Consider the following 22,808-nt stretch of genomic DNA (forward strand, 5'->3'; position numbering starts at 1 on the left):
TTGGCCTTCGTGATACCGGACCAGGGACACCATGAGTCAGCCCGACCAGCAGATCCTCGACGAGGTCGTGCGCCTGCGCGCCGAACTCGACGACGCCAACTACCGCTACTACGTCCTCGACGACCCGACCCTCACTGACGCCGACTATGATCGTCGGCTGCGTCGACTGCAGGCGCTCGAGGACGCCCACCCCGAGCTGGTCATCCCGGACTCGCCCACCCAGCGGGTCGGGGCGCCGCCGGACGCGGGCTTCCCCGAGATCCAGCACGCCGTGCCCATGCTGTCCCTGGACAACGCCTTCAGCGAGGAGGAGCTGACCGCCTTCGTCAAGCGCGTCAGCGACCGCCTGGAGGTGGACGGCGAGTCGCTGGCCTTCTGCTGCGAGCCCAAGCTCGACGGCGCCGCGGTGTCGCTGGTCTACGAGGCGGGCGTGCTGGTGAGCGGGGCCACCCGCGGGGACGGACGCACCGGCGAGGGGATCACCTCGAATCTCAGGACCCTGAAGTCGATCCCGCTGAGGCTGCGCGGCGAGGACTGGCCCGACCTGCTGGAGGTGCGCGGCGAGGTGATCATGGGCCATGCCGGCTTCGAGGCGATGAACGAGCGCGCCCGACAGGAGGACACCAAGGTCTTCGCCAACCCGCGCAACGCCGCTGCCGGCAGCCTGCGACAGCTCGACCCCCGGGTCACCGCCACCCGACCGCTGGCGTTCAGCGCCTACCAGGTGGCGCGTATCGAGCCCGCCCCGGGCGACCCTACCCACAGTGCCCTGATGGCGCACCTGGGCCAGTTCGGCTTCCGCACCAGCGGCGAGCTCCGGGTGGTGACCGGCAGCCGGGGAATGATCGACTACTGTCGCACCCTGGGGGAGAAGCGCGACGGCCTTGGCTATGACATCGACGGGGTGGTGATCAAGGTCGACGACTTGCGCCTGCAGCGCGAGCTGGGCTTCGTCGCCCGGGCGCCGCGCTGGGCCATCGCCTTCAAGTTCCCTGCCCAGGAGGAGACCACCCGGCTCAATGACGTGGAGTTCCAGGTGGGGCGCACCGGCGCCATCACCCCGGTGGCGCGCCTGGAGCCGGTCTCGGTGGCCGGCGTCACGGTCTCCAATGCCACCCTGCACAACGCCGACGAGATCCGCCGGCTCGGCGTCATGATCGGTGACACCGTGGCCATCCGCCGCGCCGGCGACGTGATTCCCCAGGTGGTACGGGTGATGGAGGAACTGCGCCCGTCAGACGCCCGGGAGATCGTCTTTCCCGAGCGCTGCCCGGTGTGTGACGCCGAGATCGAGCGCCTGGAGGGCGAGGTGGTGGCGCGCTGCTCCGGCGGGCTCTACTGTCCCGCCCAGCGCAAGGAGGCGCTCAAGCATTTCGCCTCGCGACGGGCGCTGGATATCGATGGCCTCGGCGAGAAGCTGATCGAGGCGCTGGTCGAGCGCGATTGGGTCACCACGCCGGCGGACCTCTTCCGCCTGGAGGCCGAGCGGCTGGCCGAACTGCCGCGCATGGGGCAGAAGTCCTCGGAGAATCTGGTGGCGGCCCTGACGAAGGCCCGGGCCACGACCCTGGCGCGCTTCGTCTATGCGTTGGGCATCCGCGAGGTGGGGGAGGCCACGGCGGCCAATCTGGCACGCCACTTCGGCACCCTGGAGGCGCTGATGAGTGCCGAACTGAGCGATCTCGAGGCGGTGGAGGACGTGGGGCCCATCGTGGCGGCCCATGTGCACACCTTCTTTCGTCAGCCCCACAACCGCGAGACCATCGACGACCTGATCGCCTGCGGCCTGCGCTGGGAGGAGGAGGCCGTGGGCGAGCGGCCGCAGCCGCTGGCCGGGCAGACCTGGGTACTCACCGGCACCCTTGCGAGCATGACCCGCGATCAGGGCAAGGCGCGCCTGCAGGCGCTGGGCGCCAAGGTCTCCGGCAGCGTCTCGAAGAACACCGCCGGGCTGGTGGCCGGCGAGGCCGCCGGCAGCAAGCTGGAGAAGGCCATGCAGCTCGGCGTGCCGGTGCTCGACGAGGCGGCCTTCCTCGAGAGATTGGCCGCCTGGGAGGCGGGCGATAGCGACATGCACCAGGGTGACGACGAGAAGGGCGAGGCATGAGCGGACGCTTTATCGAGGTGCCCTGGCGGATGCTTCCCGCCGAGACCCTGGAGGCCCTGCTGGAGGCCTTCGTCACCCGCCAGGGCTATGACACCTCCGACACGGGCGAGGGGATGCGCGGCTGGGTGGGGGAACTCCGGCGCCAGCTCGGGCGCGACGAGCTGATCATCGCCCACGACCTGCAGACCGAGACCACCGAGGTGATGACCCTGGCCCAGTGGCGGGCCTTCGGGCGGGACCTGGCCGATGACGAGGAGGGTTAGTTTCCTCTGATCAGGTCGCGGATCAGCCGCCGGCCGGGATGCAGGTGGTCGGCGAGCGGCTGCTCCAGGGGCAGCGGCTCGTCGCAGATCCGCGAGGCGATAAGCTCCGCGCAGAGCGGGGCGCTGGCCAGGCCACGTGAGCCGTGGGCGGCACTGATCCAGAGCCCGGCATGGTGGCGGCCGGGGATGTCGGGAATGCGCGTCGCGTTCCTGGCCAGCCCTGCGTAGGCCTCCCGCCACGCCTCGGCATCGGGGACCGGGCCGGCGTAGGGGGTCTTGTCCGGGCTTGCCGCTCGCACCCCGGCGCGGCCCTCGAGGCCACCCGGTGTGAGGTCAGCGCCTGCCTCGCGCAGCGCCGCCATGTAGGCAGGCAGGGTGCGCGCGAACTCGGCCAGGTTGGCGGCATGGTCGCTTTCGCGCACCTCGCCGTCGGCGTCATTGGGGGAGAAGGTGGCGCCGAAGGTGAGCCAGCCGTCCAGTGCCGGCGGCACATAGCCGCTGGCGCAGACCACCCGGCCGAGGTCCGGGGCGTGCGGCGGCAGGCGTACTCGGCTCACCTGGCCGCGCACTGGCTGCAGGGGGAGCCGCGCCGTCTGGGCGAAGCGGTTGGCCAGTGCCGCCGTGGCAATCACCACCTGGTCGGCTTCGAGCGTTGTGCCGTCGCCGAGCAGCAGGCGCCAGCCGTTGAGCCCGGTCTCCAGGCGGGTCACCTCGGCCCGGCGAAGGAGGATGCCGGGCGTCTCGGCGAGCCGCCGGCAGAGGGCATCCGGCCGCACCCAGCCGGCATCGGGGTAGTCCAGGGCCGGTGCCCCGGTCTCGACGCCCGCACGCTCGGCCGCCTGCTCGGCGCTGACCCCCTCCACCACGCCTGACGGCAGCGGATGGCGTGCCAGGAAGCGCGCCTGGCGCGCCGGCTCCTTCTTGCCGAGCGCGAGCTGCAGCACGCCGCTGGGCGACCACAGGAACTGGCCCGGGTCGAGGCGGGCCAGCCAGCGCCGGCTGTGGAGCAGCCCAGCGAGATAGACACGGCTCTGTGGGTTGGTCTCGGCGGCAAGCTTGACGTAGAGCGCCCCCTGGGCGTTGCCGGAGCCAGCGGCCCCGGGACCCTCGCGGTCGAGCAGGGTCACTGCCACGCCGCGCTCGGCCAGGGCGCCGGCCACGCTGGCGCCGGCGATGCCGGCGCCGATCACCGCCACATGGCGCACCGGCCGAGCCGCGGGCGGCGCGAACCAGGGGGTGGCGGTGCGTCGCCCATCCTCGGGCGGCGCGGCGATCCCGCCGGTCAGCATCTCGCGCTTGCGACCGAACCCCGGCACCTTGCGCCAGGCGAACCCGGCCGCCTTGAGGCCGCGCTTGACCACCCCGGCGCAGGTGAAGGTGGCGAAGGTGGCGCCGGGGCGCGAGCGCGCGGCCATGGCCGCGAACAGGTCGGCCTGCCACATCTGGGGATTCTTCGAGGGAGCGAAACCGTCCAGGAACCAGGCGTCGACCTGGCCATCGAGCAGGGAGAGGCGCTCGGCGGCATCGCCGAAGTGCAGGTCCAGGGTGACCCGCGGGTCTAGCCATAGCCGATGCACCCCCGCCACCGGCTCGGGCCACTGGGCCACCAGCGCCTCGGCGAGGCTGGCCAGGTCGGGCCAGATGGCCAGGGCCCGGGCGAGGTCCTCGCGGCCCAGCGGGTACTTTTCGGTGGAGACCAGGTGCAGCCGCGCCCGTGCCGGGGCATGGGCATCGAAGCAGGCCCAGGCGCACAGCATGTTGAGCCCGGTGCCGAAGCCGGTCTCACCGATCACGAAGGGGCGCCGTTCCTGCCAGCCGGCGAAGCGTTCCGGCAGCCGGTTGCCGCCGAGGAAGACATGCTCGGTCTCGGCGCGGCCGTCGTGGCGCGAGAAGTAGACGTCGTCGAAGTCGGCGGAGCGGGGGGCCTCCTCGCCGGTGTCATCGCGCTGCCAGTCGAGGCGGGCGGTCTCCAGGGCGGCGAGCGGGGGCAGGCCATCGGGGGCGGCGGTCACGGGGGCTCCATGGCGGGAATGGTCAGGGGAGAGGGCTGGTCACTATCTGATCAATGGCGCCGCGGCGGCGCCCCATGCCGGCTGGGGAAAAGCGTCCGCGGCGTTTCAACAGTCTTATCCACAGCCTCTGTGCAAAACTCGGCTGTGGACAGGCTGGCGAGTGGGGCGAGGGTCAGGGCATCACTTTCTTGAACGGCTTCACCGTGACCCTGGCGTAGACCCCGGCGATCATGTAGGGGTCGGCGTCGGCCCAGGCCTGGGCCTCCTTGAGGCTCTCGAATTCGGCGACCACCAGACTTCCGGTGAAGCCCGCTTCGCCCGGGTCCTCGCTGTCGATGGCCGGGTGGGGGCCGGCCAGCACCAGGCGGCCCTCGTCGCGCAGGAGCTCCAGGCGAGCCAGGTGATCCGGGCGGGCGGCCAGGCGCCGTTCCAGGCTGTTGTTCACGTCTTCACTGATGATGGCGTAGAGCATGGCAGTGGTTTCCTCGGGTTGGATGGCTGGCGCTGCAGGATGCGCCTGCGATTGACCGCGCACGGCCTGGCGCGCACCATGGAAAGCTATTCTGACAAAGTCCCCAGCCGGCGTCATGCCAATGTCCCCACTTCCCGCCCGTTTCGAGGGCGACCCCGAACCGCTGACCATCGACCTGCACATGCACTCCACCGCCTCGGATGGCGCCCTCTCGCCCGAGGCGCTGCTCGCGCTGTGCAAGGCGCGGGGGCTGACCCATGTCGCGCTGACCGACCACGACACCCTGGCCGGGGTGCCCGAGGCCGCGGCGGCCGCGGCGCGGGAGGGGCTCACCCTCATCCCCGGCACCGAGCTCTCCACCCAGTGGCGCGGCCACAACATCCACGTGGTGGGGCTGCTGCCTGAGGGCGTGCGCGGCCCCCTGGCCGAGGGGCTGGCGGCTCAGGCCGAGGCGCGCGAGCGGCGCGCGCACAAGATCGCCGAGCGGTTGGAGAAGATCGGCCTCGCCGATGCCCTGGCCAGGGCCCGGGAGCAGGCCGGCAGCGAGCGCCCCCTGGGCAGGCCCGATTTCGCCCGGGCGCTGGTGGCGGCGGGCCTGGTGCCCGACGTCGCCACCGCCTTCAGGAAGCACCTGGGGGATGGCAAGGCCGGGGACGTGAAGTCCCACTGGCCGGGGCTCAGCGAGGCGGTGGCCTGGATCGTCGCCGCGGGCGGCGTGGCGGTGCTGGCCCATCCGCTGCGCCACGGCCTGACCCGGCGCAAGCGCGGCCTGCTGCTGGATGCCTTCCGCGAGGCGGGGGGCCAGGCCGCCGAACTGGTCAGCGGCTTCCAGAACCCCGATGCCACCCGCGACCTGGCCCGCCAGCTCCAGGAGCGGGAGCTCTACGCCTCGCTGGGCAGCGACTTCCACTTTCCTGGCGGCCACCTGGCGCCGGGCAGCATGAGCCCGGTGCCGCGCACCGCCACGCCGCCGGTGTGGACCCACCCCAGGATTGCCGCTTGCGTCGGTGCGCTATAGTCACATCATGAACCGCATGGCCATTTCACAGGGAGCTTGACCATGAGCCAGTTCTTCCAGATTCACCCCGAGAATCCCCAGAAGCGCCTGATCGACCAGGCGATCCAGATCATCCGCGACGGCGGGGTGGTGGCCTATCCCACCGACTCGGGCTATGCCCTGGGCTGTCATCTCGGCGACAAGAAGGCCGTCGAGAAGATCAAGTGGCTGCGTTCGCTGGACGACAAGCACAACTTCACCCTGGTCTGCTCAGATCTCTCGGAGATTGGCACCTACGCCAAGGTGGATAACGCCGTGTTCCGGCTGCTCAAGGCTCATACGCCGGGTGCCTACACCTTCATTCTCACGGCCACCAACGAGGTGCCACGGCTGCTGCTGCATCCCAAGCGCCGCTCCATCGGGGTGCGGGTGCCGGATCATGCCATCACCCACGCCCTGCTCGAGGCGCTGGGCGAGCCGCTAATGAGCGTGACCCTGATTCCGGTGGACGAGGAGCTGCCGATGACCGATGCCGAGGAGATCCGCGACCGCTTCGCGGCCCACCTCGACCTGATCATCGACGGCGGCGCCTGCCACCTCGAGCCCACCAGCGTGGTCGACCTGCGCGAGCTGCCGCCGAAGATCCTGCGCGAAGGGCGCGGCGACGTCGATCCCTTTCGCGAGTAGGCACCCGCGCCGCCGCGACCGACACCGCCGTCTCAGCCCGGCGGCGTCTCCTCATGCTTGTCCGTGTCCTTGTCGTTCCCCCCAGCCTCTCGGGCCCTCCACCAGGCTTCCTGCTCCTCATCGGGGAGGTGCGGGTCGGGTGTCTCCTCGTCGAGCCAGGTGCCGCACTTCAGGCAATACTTCGCGGCCCGATCATGCTGGTCGTGGCCGCAGCCGGGGCAGGCCTGGTCGGAGTAGCGCTCCTGGCGGACCGAACGGATCACCTCCGCCGAGAACACCCCGGTGGGTACCACGATGATCGAGTAACCGGTGAGCATCACCATGACCGAGAGCCCCTGGCCCAGCGGGGTGACCGGCACGATATCGCCGTAGCCCACGGTGGTCAGGGTGACGATTGCCCAGTAGATGGCCTGGGGGATGCTGGTGAAGCCGGCCTCGGCGGGCTCGATCAGGTAGATCAGCGAGGCGAAGATGGTCACCAGGAAGAGCACGGTGAGCAGGAACAGGAAGATGGGATGCAGGGCGCGGCGCAGCGATTCCACCAGCAGCCGCCCCTCGCCGACGAACTGCATCAGCCGCAGGATGCGGAAGATGCGCAGCACCCTGAGCACTCGCACGATCAGCAGGGCCTGGGCCCCGGGGATGATCAGCGCCAGCCAGGTGGGCAGCACGGCGATGACGTCGATGACCCCGTAGAAGCTCTTCAGGTAGTCGAGTGGCCGTTCCAGGCTGTAGAGCCTCACCGCGAGCTCGATGGTGAAGGCGATGGTGAAGCCCCACTCCAGCCAGAAGAAGAGCTCGCCCCAGCGAGCCGCATAGGCCTCCACGCTGTCGAGCATCACCACCAGCACGCTGGCGAGTATCGTCACGATCAGGGCGATATCGAAGCCCTTGGCCGCGGGGGTATCCGATTCGAAGATGATCTGGAAGAGGCGGGTGCGCAGGCCTTCACCGCCGGAGTGGAATCCGAGATTCATCATGCTCTCCCTGTGGGATAGGGGGTTGCCGCCCGTCAGCCCAGCGGCCGGTCGGCGGGCAGGCGGCGGGCCAGGCGCACCATGGTCAGGCCAAACGCCGGGGTAAGCCAGGCCGGGTTGTAGAGCGCCTCGGCCAGCTCCCGGGCCGTGTCGCCGGTGTCGTCGCCGCTCGCTTCGGCCAGTCGACCCAGGGCATCGGCGGCCGCGTGGCGCCAGGTGTCATCGCCGCTGTCGGCCAGGGCGTCCAGCGCCACGACGGCACGATGCAGCCAGGCGCTCGGCGTGCCCCCCTCGGGCAGCCGCCAGGCGCCGAGCAGGGCGCCGCCTCGGGCGGCCTTGCTGGTGTCCGCGGGGCGCAGGGCCACCGAGCCGGCCAGCGCCTCGGCCAGCGACCAGAGGGCCTCGGGTTCGCCGGCCTTGAGTTCGAGTTCCATCTCGCGGATGGCTACCCGCCGGCCGTCAGCCAGGATCTCCCCCTCGTCCAGGGCCACCTCGATGCGCGCCTCGCGGTGGTCGAGCATCCGGGTCTCACGATGGAAGTCAGTGGTGAAGCGGGGGGCGAGCCGTTCCAGCGCCTGCTGGCCGAGCGTCGCCGTAGGCAGGTCCGCCAGTCCTTCCAGATCCAGCCCCGGCCCGGGCACCTCCCACTCCCATTCGCCGCGTTTCGACAGCCCGCCGCCACCCTCGCCGCGTGTCTTCAGCGTCTGCAGCAGGCGGCCATCGACCCGTCGAAGGCGCAGCGCCATGCGGGCCGCCTCCAGGTCACCCTGGGGGGTGTCGAAGTAGGTGTTGCCGAGGTGGGATGCCTGCATCGGCAGCGATGTCAGCAGCGGATGGCGGCGCAGCGCCGTCGGACCCTCCGGGCCCAGGGAAAGCTTCAGCTCGATCTCGCAACTCATGGCATTGCCACCTCATTTTGATGAATTCTGGATGATTTATTCATGACGATCTCCGGTGTGGCCTCTATACTGTCGCCGCCATTTCCCTGGTCGACAGAATCCCATGGTCACTCCCAACCCGTTCTCTGCGATGTTCGGTCGCTCGCCATTCCAGCCGCTGCTGGCGCATATCGTCAAGGCGCAGGAATGTGCCGACCAGCTGCTGCCCTTCTTCGAGGCTACCCTGGTCAACGACTGGGCCGAGGCCGCCAGGATTCGCGAGACCATCACACGCTTGGAACATGAGGCCGACGAGCTCAAGACCGAGCTGCGCCTCAACCTGCCCAACACCCTCTTTCTGCCCGTCTCGCGCACCGACCTGCTGGAGCTGATCAGCGTTCAGGACAAGATGGCCAACAAGGTGCGCGATATCACCGGCATCATGCTCGGCCGCAAGATGCGGATACCCGAGCCCCTGGCCGATCCCATGCGCGACTACATGCGGACCTCGGTCGCCTGCGTGGCCCAGTCACGGCAAGCCATGGAGGAGCTCGAGACCCTGCTCGAGTCCGGCTTCGGGCGCAACGTCTCCGACGTGATGCATCGCCTGATCCGCCAGCTGGACGTGCTCGAGCACCAGGCCGATGGCCAGCAGGTGGACATTCGCCGCCGGCTCTTCGCGCTGGAGAGTGACCTGCCGCCGGTGGACGTGATCTTCCTCTACAAGATCATCGACTGGGTCGGCGAGCTCTCCGACCGTGCCGAACGCGTCGGCAGCCGCCTGCAGATCCTCACGGCTCGCTGAGCCCCCCCGGGGGTTCGGCCATATCGAGCCCCGTCCAGACACGCCACTCCCGACAAGCCACATAGGACGGATCCCCTATGTCGATCATCGCGCAGCACGGCGAAATCTTCATCATCCTGGCCTGCTTCTTCGGCTTCTTCATGGCCTGGGGTGTCGGTGCCAACGACGTGGCCAACGCCATGGGCACCTCGGTGGGCTCGAAGGCCATCACCATCAAGCAGGCGATCATCATCGCCGTGATCTTCGAGTTCCTCGGCGCCTGGCTGGCCGGCGGCGAGGTCACCTCGACCATCCGCGGCGGCATCGTCGACCCGGCACTGCTCGAGGCCAACCCCCAGCTGCTGGTCTACGGCATGCTCTCGGCGCTGCTGGCGGCGGCCATCTGGCTGCTGATCGCCTCGGCCAAGGGCTGGCCGGTCTCCACCACCCACTCCATCGTCGGGGCCATCGTCGGCTTTGGCGCCGTGGGCCTGGGCGTGGAGGCGGTGGCCTGGGGCAAGGTGGGCACCATCGCCTCGAGCTGGCTGATCTCGCCGCTGCTGGCCGGCACCATCGCCTTCGTGCTGTTCAAGTCGGTGCAGCACCTGATCTTCGAGTCCCATGAGCCCTTCGCCGCGGCCAAGCGCTACGTGCCAGTCTATGTCTTTCTGGTGGGCTTCATCGTCGCCATGGTGACCCTGACCAAGGGGTTGACCCATGTGGGGCTGGATCTCACCTTCAACCAGAGCTTCCTGCTCGCCCTGCTGTTCGGGGCGATCATCATGGGCATCGGCATCGTGTTGCAGCGGCGCGTGGTCTTCGAACGCCGCGCCGATGACCAATTCGGCTTCAGCAATGTGGAGCGGGTGTTCGGCGTGCTGATGATCTTCACCGCCTGCGCCATGGCCTTCGCCCACGGCTCCAACGACGTGGCCAACGCCGTCGGTCCGCTGGCCGCGGTGATCAGCGTGGTGCGCAGCGACGGCGTCATCGACAGCGCCGCCCTGGTGCCCTGGTGGGTGCTGGTGCTGGGCGGCGGCGGCATCGTCTTCGGCCTGGTCACCTACGGCCACAAGGTGATCGCCACCGTTGGCACCGGCATCACCGAGCTGACCCCGAGCCGCGGCTTCGCCGCTACCCTGGCCGCCGCCACCACCGTGGTGCTGGCCTCGGGCACCGGGCTGCCGATCTCCACCACCCACACCCTGGTGGGGGCGATCCTCGGCGTGGGGCTGGCCCGCGGGATGGCGGCGCTCAACCTGGGCGTGATCGGCACCATCGTGATGTCCTGGCTGATCACCCTGCCGGCCGGTGCCGGCCTCTCCATCCTCTTCTTCTTCACCTTCAAGGGGATCTTCGGCTAGCCGCCGGCACCCCGCGCCAGAATCGGGCCCGCGATGTCGCGGGCCCGGTCGCTTTCCGAGGCGGTGCCGCGGCTTTCACTGCTCTGCTATTCTCGACTCTCGCTTCCCCGCATTCATCGCCCCGGAGAGAGGTTCTTGGACACACGTTTCCCCTTCGTCGACTGGTTCCGCAACTCGTCGCCCTATATCAATGCCCACCGCGGGCGTACCTTCGTCATCCTGATCGAGGGCGAGGCCATGGCGCGTGGGCGAGGGGAGCAGCTGATCCAGGACCTGGCGCTGCTTCACACCCTGGGCGTGCGCCTGGTCGTGGTGTTCGGCATTCGCCCCCAGGTGCAGCAGGCCCTGGACGAGGCCGATATCGCGCCCGACCTGCACCAGGGGCGCTGGGTGGCGGACGGGGCGGTGATGGCCTGCATCGAGCGGGTCGCCGCCGAACAGCGCCTGTGGCTCGAGGCGCGGCTGTCGCTGGGTCTGCCCAACACGCCCATGCACGGCGTCGAGCTCACCGCGGTCTCCGGCAACCTGGTGATGGCCAAGCCGCTGGGGGTCCGCGACGGGGTCGACTTCTACCGCAGCGGCGAGGTGCGCCGGGTGCGCGCCGTGGCCATCAAGGGGCTGCTGGAGCGCGGCTCTCTGGTGGTGCTGCCGCCGCTGGGCTTCTCCAGCACCGGCGAGGTGTTCGACCTCAACGCCTCCGACGTGGCCCAGCACGCCGCCATGGCGCTGGGCGCCGACAAGCTGATCCTGCTCGGCGAGGCCAGTGGCCTGTTCGATCAGAGCGGCCAGATGCAGCGGCAACTGACCCCGGCCGAAGCCGAGCCGCTGCTCGGCCAGGCGGCGTCCGGCAGCGAGCTGTCGCGCCACCTGGAGGCCGCCTGTCAGGCCGCCCGCCACGGGGTGGCGCGCACCCACCTGCTCTCCTGGCACGACCATGACGCCCTGCTCGGCGAGCTGTTCACCCGCGACGGGGTGGGCACCATGATCACCCAGCATCGCTACGAGCAGCTGCGTCCGGCGGAGCTGGCCGACATCGGTGGCCTGCTGGAACTGCTCGAGCCCCTGGAGCATCGCGGCATGCTGGTGCCGCGCTCCCGTGAGCGCCTCGAGCACGAGATCGATGACTATCTGGTGATCGAGCGCGACGGCATGATCATCGGCTGCGCCGCCCTGCACACCTTCAGCGCCGCCGACATGGGGGAGCTGGCCTGCGTGGCGGTGCACGGCGACTACCGCGGCGGCAGCCGCGGCGAGCTGTTGCTGGCCGAGGTCGAGCGGCGCGCCCGTCGCCTCGGCCTGGCCTCTCTGTTCGCCCTCACCACCCACACCACCCACTGGTTCTTCGAGCACGGCTTTTGCCTGGCCGATATCGACGAGCTGCCGCCGCTCAAGCGCGACGCCTACAACCACGCCCGCAAGTCCAAGATCCTGGTCAAGCCGCTGCTCGCCGGGCGCGGCTGAGGGGCCATCTTCCCTGTTGAACCGCTGCTCGAAGGCCGGGGCGTCGCCTTTCTGCGTCGCCCCGGCTTTCGCTGTCGCCAGAGAGTGACATCGCAAGCTGTTGATTATAAAAGTCTGTTTTTCTTTCCGGAAAAAGCTGTCGCCGACTGGCAACAGAAAACTGCCCTCCAGAGCCTCCTGGCGGCCCTGTTTGTCCCTCCTGGCCCTTTCATGCCGGCCGCCTGATTTTTAACTAATTGATTTGTAAGCATTGATGCCTTTTCTGGCACGCGGATCGCAATAATCTGGGTGAGCAACGGAGACGGTTCATAACGGCTCGAACCGTCTTCGATCGCCAAGGGTGTCGGGCAAACACTGCCCTGTGCGCCCGGCCACCGAAGCGATCAGCGTCTGCTCCTAGCGATGTGTGACTTAGGTTGCGATGAGACGGGTACCGACGCAGTCAGGGACGTGTACCACAAGGGGCAAGGATGCCCTGGCAAGGATGCCTCTCCCCCCTCCGGGGGGATCGAATCGCGCAGCATCGCCATCGGTCCGGCCGAGGCGGTGGTGCCAGGAACGAAGCAGGGCGGTGACCAGGCGATGGTTGACCACCGACATGAGGAGCCAGCCCCTGGCGGCGAATGGATCCCCATGGCTTCGGGGCCCTCGGGCCCATGGGAAGCGCATCGAGCGTACCGGTCAGGCGGCCTCTCGTCTCGCTTTCCAGCCCCTTCAGTTCCCTGCGTACTTGGGCCGGCTCTGCCGGCCCTTTTTTTTCCGCCACGCTGCCGCAGGGTCGGGTGGTCGCCGGAAGCACGGTGCCGCGTCGGCTGGCAGAACTCTGGTATCCTACAGGTCAAGATGATGGCGGTTTCTCCTGCTTTTCTGCCACGCACCATCCTGCAAAGAACGCTGGACATGACCACCCGTGTGACGCGTCGCTGGCGCCCCCGCTCCCTGTTTCAACTCGTCCTGCTCGCCTTCCTGGTGGTCATGTTGCCGCTTGGCGTGCTGATGTTCCAGGCCGGCCAGGCGCTCTCGGAGCTGTCGCGCCTGGCCGATGTCAGCGCCCGCCAGGCGGTGGAGGAGACCCGCCGGGCTCGCACCCTCGGCGCCCTGGCGCTGGAGATGGAGCGCAGCGCTCGCCAGTACGCCGTGGTAGAGCAGGAGAGCCTGCTCGAGATCTACGCCGAGCGCCTCGAGGAGTATCGGGCGACTCTCGCGCAGCAGCGAGAGCTGCTCGGCGAGGAGCGCGATGTGGCAGTGCTGGAGCGCCAGCTGGAGGCGCTGGAGCAGCTGCCCGACCTGCCCCTGGAGGCATTCACCGAGCAGCTGGGGCTGTTTCCCGCCTTCGCCGAGCGCACCGAGGCGATCCGGCGTGCCACCAACCGCCACATCGACAGCCGCATCGAGGCCATCCGCGAGCGAGCAGAGACAGTCCAGACGCGGCTATGGCTGCAGACCGCGGCGCTGGTCTCGTCGAGCCTCGTGCTGATGCTGCTCTTCTCCTGGTTGATCATTCGTCCGGTGCGCCAGCTGGAGCGGCGCATCCTCGGCATCGGCAGCGGTGCCCCTCGTGATGCGACGCGGCCCGTGCAGGGGCCGGCCGAGCTGGTTCAGCTCGACGAGCGCCTGGACTGGCTCGCCTCCCGGCTGGATGAGCTCGAGGCCGAGAAGCAGCAGTTCCTGCGCCATATGTCCCACGAACTCAAGACCCCCCTGGCCAGCGTGCGCGAGGGGTCGGCGCTGCTCGCCGACGGCGTGGCCGGTGAGCTCACCCCGCGCCAGCTCGAGGTCCTCGAGCTGATCGATGCCAGCGGTGCCGAACTGCAACGGATCATCGAGCAACTGCTCGACTACAACCTGCTGCAGCACAGCCAGCAGGTGGCCCCGGAGGGTCTCGATATCGCCATCGTGGTAAGGGAGGTGCTGGCCAAGCACCGCCTGGCGTTGACCACCAAGGGCATGCGGGTGACCTGCTTCGATGGCCCGTTGGAGTGGTCGCTGGATCGTATCGCCACCGCGAGGATCCTCGACAACCTGGTGTCCAATGCCATCGCCTACGGCGAGGATGGCGGCGAACTGGAGATCCGCGCCCAGCGCCGCCGGGACCTGCTGGAGCTGGAGGTGGCCAACAGCGGTGAGCCCATCGCCGAGGAGGACCGCCCGAGGCTGTTCGAGGCCTTTTACCAGGGCCGCATCCGGCGCAAGGGGCCACTGAAGGGCTCCGGCATCGGCCTCTCGGTGGCCGCCGACTGCGCCCGGCTACAGAATGGCCGGCTCGAGCTGGTGGAGGATTCCCGGCTGGCGGTCTGCTTCCGGCTGACGCTGCCGCTGCGGGTGCCTGACGCCGAGCTTTCCGATTCCCGGATGCCCGCCCTGGAGGCGGGCCACCATGCAAGGAACTGACGCCATGCGATATCGCCCCCTGCTGGCCTGCGCGACCGTCCTTTGGCTGGCTGGCTGTGAGCTGCTGCCGGAGTCACCCTTCGACCAGCCCACCGGCCGAACGACCAGCGGGGTGGCCGCGGTCGGCAACTGCCAGGCCGAGGTTCCCAGCTTCGCCGACGAGGCGTGCCTGCTCTACGACTGGGTGGCCTTCGGCCTGACCTCCCAGCGAGGCGATCGCGCCTGGCGCGACCCCATGCTTACCCGGCTCCAGGGCAACGCCGTCGAGCGCCGCCTGGCGCGGGCCGTGGCCCTGGCCTGGGGCAGCGAGCGCCAGTGGGACCAGGCGGCGGAGCTCTTCAAGGCCGACCTGGCAGCGGCGCCAGCCGAGCTGCAGCCGCTACTGCGCTACTGGCTGAACGAGTTGGAGGGGCGCCGTGCCATGGCTGGTCGTCTGGAGAGTGCCCAGGGGGAGCTGGCCGGCACCGAGCAACGCCGCGCGGCGCTGGAAGAGGAGAACGCCGCCCTGGCCGAGAAGCTCGAGGCGCTCACCGCCATCGAGCAGAGCATCAACCTGCGACAGCAGACCGACTGACAGGAGAACGACCGTGAAGCACGCGACCTCCCTGCACCTGCAGGCCCATGCCCAGGGCGTCCGGACGCCGGGCAGTGCGGCGTCGGGCCCGCGCGGCGCGACCGGCCCGCATATCCTGCTGGTGGATGACGATGTGAGCCTGCTCAAGCTGCTGGGCATGCGGCTCGAGAGCCGCGGCTTTCGGGTCACCACCGCCGAGAGTGGCCGCGAGGCGCTGAAGGCCCTGGAACTCGATCGCCCGGAACTGGTGCTGACCGACCTGCGCATGGACGAGATGGACGGCCTGGCCCTGTTCCAGGAGGTGCAGCGCCAGGCGCCGGGGCTGCCGGTGATCCTGCTCACCGCCCACGGCTCGATTCCCGATGCGGTCAGCGCCACCCGCCAGGGGGTGTTCAGCTTTCTCACCAAGCCGGTGGACCGCGACGAGCTGTTCGCCGCCATCGATGAGGCGCTGGCCCAGGCTCCGGGGCCGGCCCTCGAAGGCGATGACACCTGGCGTGCCGAGATCATCACCCGCAGCCCGATGATGGAGCGGATTCTCGAGCAGGCGCGCATGGTGGCCAGCTCCGACGTCAGCGTGCTGGTCACCGGCGCGTCCGGCTCCGGCAAGGAACTGCTGGCCAATGCCATTCACCGGGTGAGTCGCCGCGCCGACAAGCCCTTCGTGGCGATCAACTGCGGTGCGCTGCCGGAGCAGCTGCTGGAGAGCGAGCTGTTCGGGCACGCCAAGGGCGCCTTCACCGGCGCGGTGAGCGAGCACAAGGGCCTGTTTCAGGCCGCCGATGGTGGCACCCTGTTCCTCGACGAGATCGGCGACATGCCGCTGCCGCTGCAGGTGAAGCTGCTGCGCGCCCTGCAGGAGCGCCAGATCCGACCGCTGGGCTCCACCCAGTCGACCCCCATCGATGTGCGCATCATCTCGGCCACCCACCGCGACCTTGACCGCGCCATGCGCGAGGGAGAGTTTCGCGAGGACCTTTACTACCGCCTCAACGTGGTCAATCTGCGCCTGCCGGCCCTCAAGGAGCGTGCCGAGGACGTCCCGCTGCTGGCCAAGCACCTGGTGGCCAAGGCGGCGGAGCGTCACAAGCCCTTCGTGAAGGGCTTCTCGCCGGAGGCACTCAACCTGCTGGCCGCCAGCGCCTGGCCCGGCAACGTGCGCCAGCTGGTCAATGTGGTGGAGCAGTGCGTGGCGCTGACCAGCACGGCGATGATTCCCGAGGCGCTGGTGTCCCAGGCCCTGATCGCCGAGGACAGCGCCCTGCCCACCTTCAATGACGCCCGGGCCGCCTTCGAGCGCAGCTACCTGATCAAGGTGCTCAAGATCACCGAGGGCAACGTCACCCAGGCGGCGCGCATTGCCGGGCGCAACCGTACCGACTTCTACAAGCTGCTGGGTCGCCACGACCTGGAGCCCGGCGCCTTCAAGCCTGGCGCCTGACCCACGCAACGACGACGCCCCCTGCCGAAGCAGGGGGCGTCAGGTGGATCGCCTGGACCGTCGGCGCCCTTACTCGGGCAGCTTGGCGCGGCGCAGGTAGGGGAAGAGGGTCTCGAACTCACCGAACTTGGCCTTGGCGTCTGCATCGGACACCGTCGTCGGGATGATCACGTCCTCGCCCAGGGTCCAGTCTGCCGGAGTGGCCACTCCCTTGCCGTTGGCGGTCTGCAGGGCATCCAGGGCGCGCAGCACCTCGCCGAAGTTGCGGCCGACGTTCATCGGGTAGGTCATGGAGAGCTTGAGCTGCTTGTCCGGGCCGATGATGAACACCGTGCGCACGGTGGCGCTGTCGGCCGGGGTGCGGCCGTCCGGCAGGTAGGCTTCGGCGGGCAGCATGTCGAACAGCTTGGCGACCTTCAGGTCCTCGTCGGCGATGATCGGGAACTCGACATCGCTGCCGGCGTAGGTCTCGATGTCGCTGATCCACCCCTTGTGCTCCTCCACGCCGTCCACCGAGACGCCGATCACCTTGGTGCCGCGCTTCTTCCACTCCGCGCCAAGCCTGGCCACGGCGCCGAACTCGGTGGTGCAGACCGGCGTGAAGTCCTTGGGGTGGGAGAACAGGATGGCCCAGCTGTCGCCGATCCACTCGTGGAAGCGGATCGGGCCCTGGCTGGTATCGGCCTCGAAATCCGGGACAACATCATTGATACGCAGTGACATGGTGTGACTCCTTGCAGGGCGGGACCGGTCTCCGGGAGCCCTGGCGAGGTGCCAGGATCCAGGGGCAGGTCGAATGTTTCGATGTCAGTCTAAGCCTATCCGGGTCTGCCGGTGCCTTGAACCCCTCACCTCGAGGAGATTTCCTCCTGTGGCGTGATGTCGCAGGCGTCGGCGCGGACCACCCTGAGGTCGAGGATCCCCTCGCCGAGCCGTGCGCTGAGCGTCTGGCCCGGCGCGGTGTCCGTCGCCCGCCTCACCACCTGCCCCCGGGCGTCTTGCAGGATGGCGTAGCCGCGTCCCAGCACGGCCAGGGGGCTGACCGCCTGCAGTTCTCGCACCACCGCCGCCAGCTGCTGTCGGTGGCTCGCCAGCTGTCGGGGCATGGCGGCGTGCAGTCGCGCCTGGGCCCGCGCGAGGCGCTCGCTGGCCTCCGTCAGGCGCCGTGCCGGCCCGTGCGCGGCCAGGCGGGTCGCCAGTTGCTGCTGGTGGCGACGCTCGGTCTCGAGCCGCGCGGCCATGGCGCGATCCAGTCGCCCCTGGAGCAGGCCCAGGGCCTCGCGGCGGCGCACCAGCACCTCGCCGGGGTGGCGCAGTCGGGCGCGCAGGTGGTCGAGCCGCTGGGCCTCGCGCTCCAGGCGCCCCTCGGCGGTGCGGGCCAGGCGCGTCTCCAGCGCTGCCAGGCGGCGGGCCAGCTCGCGCTGGTCCGGCACCAGCTGCTCGGCGGCGGCCGAGGGGGTCGGTGCACGGGCGTCGGCGGCGAAATCGGCCAGGGTCACGTCCACCTCGTGGCCCACCGCCGACATCACCGGCAGGCGCGAGTGGAAGATCGCCCGGGCCAGGTGCTCGTCGTTGAAGGCCCACAGGTCCTCCAGGCTGCCGCCGCCTCGGGTGATCAGAATGGCGTCCCGGGCCGGGTCCAGCGCCGCCTGTCGATTGAGCAGACCCAGCGCCGCGATCAGCGCTGGTGCCGCCTCGCGCCCCTGCACCGGCACCGGAATCACGGTGATCTGGACCAGCGGCCAGCGCGCCGCCAGCACTGCCAGCACATCTCGGATCGCCGCGCCGGTGGGGGAGGTGAGCACCAGCAGGTGGCGGGGCGGGCAGGGCAGCGGTCTGGCGTTGGCGAACACCCCTTCGGCGGCGAGCTTCGCCTTGAGCCGTTCGAAGGCGGCCAGCAGTTCGCCGACCCCGGCGGCCTGCACGGCCTCGGCGATCAGCTGATAGTCCCCGCGAGGCTCGAAGATCGACAGCCGCCCACGCACCCGCACCCGGTCGCCGTCGCGCATGGGGGCGGCCACGAAGCGCGCACGGGTGCGAAATAGCGCGCAGCGCAGCTGGGCCTGGTCGTCCTTGAGAGTGAAGTAGAGATGGCCGGAGCTCGGCCGCGACACGCCGGAGAGTTCGCCCTCCACCCACAGTTCGTCGAAATCCCGCTCCAGGGTCTGGCGGACGCGGCGGTTGACCTCGCTGACGGAGAGGGTATGGGGGGCGGCGGTCATGGATTCGGCTCCTGGGGCTGACGGCCCAAGCCTACCATGGCGCCGACGGCCCCATGGACGCCTGGCGTCGGGGCCCCCTCATGCCGCCCCCCTGACACAGCGCCGCCGGGCACGGGGCCCGGCGGCGCATCGTCCAGTCGTTGGTGGTGGCAGGGCCGAGTCAGTCGGCGCCCACCGCATCACGGGCGGCTTCCCAGGCGCGCTGAGCATTCTCGCGGGTGGTCTCCCAGGCGCGCTCGGCCCCTTCCTGGGTGGTCTCCCAGGCGCTCTCGGCGCCCTCCTGGGTCTGCAGCCAGGCCTCGCGGGAGCGCTCGCGGGCCCGCTCCCACCAGTCATCGCTGTAGACGGGGTAGCCCTCGAGCGCTTCGGCGCTGGCCTCCAGCATCACGCGGTGCTCGGTCTCGCCGTCGTCATCAAAGTGGGTGAGAAGGGTGAACTGGCCCGACTCGACGATGAAGTCGCGCCCGCCGAGGCCCAGCACGCTGCCGCTCTCGATCACCAGGGCGGTCACCTGCATCGCCTCGTCGAAGAGAATGTCCTCGACCTCGCCGACGCGCTCGTCGGGGTCGCTGGTCAGGTAGACATCGGCGTCGAGGATGTCCTCGGCGGAGTAGAGGCCCTGGGGTTCGTAGGCCGGCTGGGCCTGGGCGCCCAGGGTGAGGCCGCCGGCCAGGGCGGCGACGGCGAGGGTCAGGGTGGACTTCTTCATGCTCATGGTTCGCTCCTTGATCGTGCCATTTCCCTTGATCGGTTCCCTATTCATGGCGTCACGCCCCCGCAGGGGCTCACCTCCACCCTAGCGCAGCCGGCGTAATCATGGGTAATGAATGGTTTTCTAATGTCACGGGCGCTTCCGGAGCGGCCCCATCACCCCGTGACGTCACCTACCCTTGGCCGCTATAATAGGAGATTAACTTCTTTCTCCCCTCCAGCTCACTGGGTGTTGCCGATTATGCTCCGTATGGCCCAAGAAGCGCTTACATTCGATGATGTCCTGCTCGTTCCCGGCTACTCCGAGGTCCTGCCCAAGGACGTCAGCCTTCGGACCCGCCTGACCCGCGACCTCTTCCTCAACATTCCCCTGGTCTCCGCGGCCATGGATACCGTGACCGAGGCCCGCCTGGCCATCGCCATGGCCCAGGAGGGCGGTATCGGCATCATCCACAAGAACATGACGATCCCCCACCAGGCCGCCGAGGTGCGCAAGGTCAAGAAGCACGAGAGCGTGATCGTCAAGGACCCGGTGACCGTAGGGCCGAAGGCCAAGCTGGAGGACCTGCTGGCCATGGCCCAGGAGCATGGCTTCAGCGGCTTCCCGGTGGTCGAGGGCGAGACCCTGGTGGGCATCGTCACCGAGCGCGACATGCGCTTCCAGCCTAACCACGGTGACAGCGTCTCCGACATCATGACCCCACGCGAGCGTCTGGTGACGGTGACCGAGGGCACCGACCTCGCCGTCATCAAGGGCAAGATGCAGGAGCACCGCGTCGAGAAGATGCTGGTGGTGGATGACCGTTTCCACCTGCGTGGTCTCGTCACCTTCAAGGACATCGAGAAGGCGCGCACCTTCCCCCTGGCCGCCAAGGATGCCGATGGCCGCCTGCTGGTCGGGGCCGCCGTGGGCACCGGCCCCGAGACCCCGGATCGCGTGGCCGCCCTGGCCGATGCCGGCGTGGACGTGATAGTGGTCGATACTGCCCATGGCCACTCCAGGGGCGTGATCGACCGGGTGCGCTGGGTGAAGGAGGCTTTCCCGAAGATCCAGGTGATTGGCGGCAACATTGCCACCGTCGAGGCGGCGCGTGACCTCGCCGAGGCCGGTGCCGACGCCGTCAAGGTGGGCATCGGCCCCGGCTCCATCTGCACCACCCGCATTGTCGCCGGCGTGGGCGTGCCGCAGATCACCGCGGTGGCCAACGTGGCCGCGGCCCTCGAGCCCTTCGATATCCCGCTGATCGCCGATGGCGGAATCCGCTTCTCCGGCGACCTGGCCAAGGCGATCGCCGCCGGTGCCAGTGCGGTGATGGTCGGCGGCCTGCTGGCCGGCACCGAGGAAGCCCCGGGCGAGGTCGAACTGTTCCAGGGCCGTACCTACAAGGCCTACCGCGGCATGGGCTCCATGGGCGCCATGGCCCAGAGCCAGGGCAGCGCCGACCGCTACTTCCAGGACAAGGACGCCGGCGCCGAGAAGCTGGTGCCGGAAGGCATCGAGGGCCGGGTGCCCTACAAGGGCATGATGAGCGCCATCGTCCACCAGATGATGGGCGGCCTGCGCGCCTCCATGGGCTACACCGGCTGCCGCGACATCCAGGAGATGCGCACCAAGCCGCAGTTCGTGCAGATCACCGGGGCCGGATTCGCTGAGTCCCACGTGCATGACGTGCAGATCACCAAGGAAGCCCCGAACTACCGGGCCGGGTGATCCCGCACACTGATCTGACGCGGCGGGGGCAACCCCGCCGCTCGCTTTTGGATCCGGCTTGCCGCCATACCGAGATGCTTTCATGACCGATATTCACGCCCACAAGATCCTGATCCTCGACTTCGGCTCCCAGTACACCCAGCTGATCGCCCGCCGCGTGCGCGAGATCGGCGTCTACTCCGAGATCCGTGCCTTCGACATCACCGAGGCCGAGATCCGCGAGTACAACCCCAACGGCATCATCCTCGCCGGCGGCCCGGAATCCGTCACCGAGCTGGGCTCGCCCCGCGCCCCCCAGTGCGTGTTCGAGATGGGCCTGCCGGTGCTGGGCATCTGCTATGGCATGCAGACCATGGCCGAGCAGCTCGGCGGCGCCGTGGAGGGCTCCCACGTCCGCGAGTTCGGCTACGCCCAGATACGCGTCGACGAGCCGACCGCGCTGTTCCGCGACATCTCCGACCATATCGACCACGCCACCGGCAAGGGCCTGCTGGACGTGTGGATGAGCCATGGTGACAAGGTGGCCCGGGTGCCTGACGCCTTCACCGTCACGGCCTCCACACCGAGCTGCCCCATCGCCGCCATGGCCTGGGAGGAGAAGCGCTTCTACGGGGTGCAGTTCCACCCCGAGGTGACCCACACCCTCCAGGGCCAGCGCATCCTCGAGCACTTCGTGGTCGAGATCTGCCAGGCCGAGTGCAACTGGACCCCGGCCCAGATCATCGAGGACCAGATCCATCGCGTGCGCGAGCAGGTGGGCGACCGCCACGTGCTGCTGGGCCTCTCCGGCGGCGTCGACTCCTCGGTGGTGGCGGCCCTGCTGCACAAGGCCATCGGCGACCAGCTGACCTGCGTGTTCGTCGACAATGGCCTGCTGCGCAAGGCCGAGGGCGACCAGGTAATGGAGACCTTCGCTCGCCACATGGGCGTCAAGGTGATCCGCGTCGACGCCGAGGATCTGTTTCTCTCCCGGCTCGAGGGCGAGGCCGACCCCGAGCTCAAGCGCAAGATCATCGGCAACACCTTCATCGACGTCTTCGACGCCGAGGCGGCCAAGATCGAGGGCGTGGAGTTCCTGGCCCAGGGCACCATCTACCCGGACGTGATCGAGTCGGCCGCCGCCAAGACCGGCAAGGCCCACGTGATCAAGTCACACCACAACGTCGGCGGCCTGCCCGAGACCATGAAGCTCACGCTGGTCGAGCCGCTGCGCGAGCTCTTCAAGGACGAGGTGCGCAAGCTCGGCGTCGAACTCGGCCTGCCCTACGACATGGTCTACCGCCACCCCTTCCCGGGGCCGGGCCTGGGCGTGCGCATCCTCGGCGAGGTGAAGAAGGCCTATGCCGACATCCTGCGCGAGGCCGACGCCATCTTCATCGAGGAGCTGCACAATTCCGGCTGGTACCACAAGACCAGCCAGGCCTTCGCCGTCTTCCTGCCGGTGAAGTCCGTCGGCGTGGTCGGCGACGCCCGCCGCTACGAGTGGGTCATCGCCCTGCGCGCCGTGGAGACCATCGACTTCATGACCGCCCGCTGGGCCCACCTGCCCTACGAGCTCCTTGAAACGGTCTCCAACCGCATCATCAACGAGATCAGTGGCGTCTCCCGCGTCACCTACGACGTCTCGAGCAAGCCGCCGGCGACCATCGAGTGGGAGTGATCACGGTGCGACGCAGCGCCAGCCATTAGGAATGATGAGGCCACCCATGCAGTCAGGTGGCCTTTTCGATGAGGGAGCGAAATCATGGTCCCAAGG

19 protein-coding genes are annotated in these 22,808 nt (G+C 69.1%); 12 read left to right on the forward strand and 7 right to left on the reverse strand.

All coding sequences use genetic code 11. The annotated features are described in order from the left end of the window. Positions 1–31 precede the first annotated feature (31 nt). Both ligA and IBX53_RS02300 read left to right on the forward strand, forming a co-directional pair. The gene (ligA, locus tag IBX53_RS02295; RefSeq protein ID WP_290904738.1) at positions 32–2,107 is read left to right on the forward strand and encodes an NAD-dependent DNA ligase LigA; all 2,076 of its coding nucleotides are present in this window, start codon (positions 32–34) and stop codon (positions 2,105–2,107) included. After that, the gene (locus IBX53_RS02300; protein WP_290904742.1) at positions 2,104–2,370 is read left to right on the forward strand and encodes a YheU family protein; all 267 of its coding nucleotides are present in this window, start codon (positions 2,104–2,106) and stop codon (positions 2,368–2,370) included. Before ligA ends, IBX53_RS02300 begins: the two co-directional genes overlap by 4 nt. Here IBX53_RS02300 and mnmC read toward each other — a convergent pair. Next, a complete protein-coding gene (mnmC, locus tag IBX53_RS02305; protein ID WP_290904745.1) occupies positions 2,367–4,382 on the reverse strand; it encodes a bifunctional tRNA (5-methylaminomethyl-2-thiouridine)(34)-methyltransferase MnmD/FAD-dependent 5-carboxymethylaminomethyl-2-thiouridine(34) oxidoreductase MnmC in 2,016 nt (671 codons plus the stop codon). The genes IBX53_RS02300 and mnmC overlap by 4 nt on opposite strands. Positions 4,383–4,554: 172 nt before the next feature. Continuing rightward, entirely contained in the window at positions 4,555–4,854 is a 300-nt protein-coding gene (locus IBX53_RS02310; protein ID WP_290904749.1) for a YciI family protein, read from the reverse strand. Positions 4,855–4,969: 115 nt separating this feature from the next. On the opposite strand from IBX53_RS02310, the gene IBX53_RS02315 reads away from it, so the two are divergent. Both IBX53_RS02315 and IBX53_RS02320 read left to right on the forward strand, forming a co-directional pair. Then, positions 4,970–5,872: a PHP domain-containing protein gene (locus tag IBX53_RS02315; protein ID WP_290904752.1), complete on the forward strand. Its 903-nt coding sequence runs from the start codon at positions 4,970–4,972 to the stop codon at positions 5,870–5,872. A gap of 42 nt (positions 5,873–5,914) precedes the next feature. Continuing rightward, positions 5,915–6,538: an L-threonylcarbamoyladenylate synthase gene (locus IBX53_RS02320; protein ID WP_290904756.1), complete on the forward strand. Its 624-nt coding sequence runs from the start codon at positions 5,915–5,917 to the stop codon at positions 6,536–6,538. A 32-nt stretch (positions 6,539–6,570) separates the two neighbouring features. Here the strand turns inward: IBX53_RS02320 and IBX53_RS02325 are convergent, their stop codons facing one another. Both IBX53_RS02325 and IBX53_RS02330 read right to left on the reverse strand, forming a co-directional pair. Next, positions 6,571–7,515: an ion transporter gene (locus IBX53_RS02325; RefSeq protein ID WP_290904758.1), complete on the reverse strand. Its 945-nt coding sequence runs from the start codon at positions 7,513–7,515 to the stop codon at positions 6,571–6,573. Between the two features lie 35 nt (positions 7,516–7,550). Further along, positions 7,551–8,414 carry a CYTH domain-containing protein gene (locus IBX53_RS02330; RefSeq protein ID WP_290904760.1) on the reverse strand — a complete coding sequence of 288 codons (864 nt, stop codon included), beginning with the start codon at positions 8,412–8,414 and terminating at the stop codon, positions 7,551–7,553. A gap of 103 nt (positions 8,415–8,517) precedes the next feature. Here IBX53_RS02330 and IBX53_RS02335 point away from each other — a divergent pair, with 103 nt between their 5' ends. The 6 genes from IBX53_RS02335 to glrR all read left to right on the forward strand — a co-directional run bounded on the left by IBX53_RS02335 (position 8,518) and on the right by glrR (position 16,408). Next, a complete protein-coding gene (locus IBX53_RS02335) occupies positions 8,518–9,198 on the forward strand; it encodes a TIGR00153 family protein (protein WP_290904762.1) in 681 nt (226 codons plus the stop codon). Positions 9,199–9,275: 77 nt separating this feature from the next. After that, the gene (locus IBX53_RS02340) at positions 9,276–10,541 is read left to right on the forward strand and encodes an inorganic phosphate transporter (protein WP_290904764.1); all 1,266 of its coding nucleotides are present in this window, start codon (positions 9,276–9,278) and stop codon (positions 10,539–10,541) included. A 135-nt stretch (positions 10,542–10,676) separates the two neighbouring features. Further along, complete coding sequence (argA, locus tag IBX53_RS02345) at positions 10,677–12,002, forward strand: amino-acid N-acetyltransferase (RefSeq protein ID WP_290904766.1); 1,326 nt, start codon at positions 10,677–10,679, stop codon at positions 12,000–12,002. Positions 12,003–12,902: 900 nt separating this feature from the next. After that, positions 12,903–14,393, forward strand: a complete 1,491-nt coding sequence (locus IBX53_RS02350; RefSeq protein ID WP_290904768.1) for a HAMP domain-containing sensor histidine kinase — start codon at positions 12,903–12,905, stop codon at positions 14,391–14,393. A gap of 4 nt (positions 14,394–14,397) precedes the next feature. Further along, entirely contained in the window at positions 14,398–14,967 is a 570-nt protein-coding gene (locus IBX53_RS02355) for a hypothetical protein (protein ID WP_290904770.1), read from the forward strand. A 112-nt stretch (positions 14,968–15,079) separates the two neighbouring features. Next, positions 15,080–16,408: a two-component system response regulator GlrR gene (gene glrR, locus IBX53_RS02360; RefSeq protein WP_290904833.1), complete on the forward strand. Its 1,329-nt coding sequence runs from the start codon at positions 15,080–15,082 to the stop codon at positions 16,406–16,408. A 69-nt stretch (positions 16,409–16,477) separates the two neighbouring features. Here glrR and IBX53_RS02365 read toward each other — a convergent pair whose 3' ends face one another. From IBX53_RS02365 to IBX53_RS02375, 3 genes are all read right to left on the reverse strand, one after another. Then, the gene (locus IBX53_RS02365; RefSeq protein ID WP_290904772.1) at positions 16,478–17,131 is read right to left on the reverse strand and encodes a peroxiredoxin; all 654 of its coding nucleotides are present in this window, start codon (positions 17,129–17,131) and stop codon (positions 16,478–16,480) included. A gap of 125 nt (positions 17,132–17,256) precedes the next feature. Next, positions 17,257–18,630: an exodeoxyribonuclease VII large subunit gene (gene xseA / locus IBX53_RS02370; RefSeq protein WP_290904774.1), complete on the reverse strand. Its 1,374-nt coding sequence runs from the start codon at positions 18,628–18,630 to the stop codon at positions 17,257–17,259. Between the two features lie 160 nt (positions 18,631–18,790). Continuing rightward, positions 18,791–19,345, reverse strand: coding sequence for a PRC-barrel domain-containing protein (locus IBX53_RS02375; RefSeq protein WP_367171536.1), 555 nt, complete (start codon positions 19,343–19,345; stop codon positions 18,791–18,793). 237 nt (positions 19,346–19,582) lie between these two features. Here IBX53_RS02375 and guaB point away from each other — a divergent pair, with 237 nt between their 5' ends. Further along, entirely contained in the window at positions 19,583–21,052 is a 1,470-nt protein-coding gene (gene guaB, locus IBX53_RS02380; protein ID WP_290904776.1) for an IMP dehydrogenase, read from the forward strand. Between the two features lie 82 nt (positions 21,053–21,134). Further along, positions 21,135–22,712 carry a glutamine-hydrolyzing GMP synthase gene (gene guaA / locus IBX53_RS02385; protein ID WP_290904779.1) on the forward strand — a complete coding sequence of 526 codons (1,578 nt, stop codon included), beginning with the start codon at positions 21,135–21,137 and terminating at the stop codon, positions 22,710–22,712. Positions 22,713–22,808: the final 96 nt, after the last annotated feature.

This window comes from Halomonas sp. (genome assembly GCF_014859505.1).
Classification (GTDB): domain Bacteria; phylum Pseudomonadota; class Gammaproteobacteria; order Pseudomonadales; family Halomonadaceae; genus Halomonas.